The 843-nt window shown below is 70.9% G+C and carries 1 protein-coding gene; it reads left to right on the forward strand.

Annotated features, from left to right (window positions below; translation table 11 throughout):
- Positions 1-646, forward strand: a 646-nt coding sequence (locus tag IOC61_RS08880; RefSeq protein WP_195688477.1) for a prolyl oligopeptidase family serine peptidase, incomplete at its 5' end; no start/stop codon positions are given.
- Between the last annotated feature and the right edge of the window lie 197 nt (positions 647-843).

Raw genomic sequence — 843 nt, forward strand, 5'->3', positions numbered from 1 at the left:
GCTGCTCTCCCGCGGCGTGGCCTTCGCCGTGGCCCATGTCCGGGGCGGCGGTGACCGCGGCGAACCCTGGTACCTGGCCGGCAAGCTGGCACACAAGGCCAACAGCTTCCACGATTTTCTGGCGGCACGTGACGCCCTGGTGGAGCATGGCATCAGCGACGGCGAGCGTATCGCCGCCTATGGAGCCAGCGCCGGCGGCCTGCTGGTGGGCGCCAGCCTCAACCTGGCGCCGCAGGCATTCTGTGCGGCAGTGCTCGACGTCCCCTTCGTGGACGTGCTGCGCACCATGGAGAACCCCGACCTGCCACTGACCACCGCCGAATATACCGAGTGGGGCAACCCGGCGGACGTCGCTGCCCGCCGGCGCATCGCCGACTATTCACCACTGGACAACCTCGCCGCGGCCCCCTACCCCGCACTGTTCCTGCAGGGCAGCTGGCACGACACCCGGGTCCCCTACTGGGAGCCGGCCAAGCTCTATGCCCGACTCACCGAGCTGGGCAGCGCTCGGGGGCCGGTGCTGCTGCGTTCCGATATGGCCGCCGGCCACGGTGGGGCCTCCGGGCGCTTCAAGGCGTGGCACGATGGTGCCCGCCAGGACGCCTTTATTCTCTGGGCGCTGGGGCTGGCAGATCAGGAGGCATGATACCTTGAAGACAGCGCCCTGACGGCGAGGACCCGGCCGAGGCCGGGTCCCTGTGACACCTGTATAAGGTGAGTGGCGCGCAATCAACCACCACCCGAGCCGCCGCCGGAGCCACCACCCGAGCCGCCGCCGGAGCCACCACCCGAGCCGCCGCCGGAACCGCCACCCGAGCCGCCGCCGGAACCGCCACCCGAGCC

This window comes from Halomonas sp. KAO, assembly GCF_015595025.1.
Lineage (GTDB): Bacteria > Pseudomonadota > Gammaproteobacteria > Pseudomonadales > Halomonadaceae > Halomonas.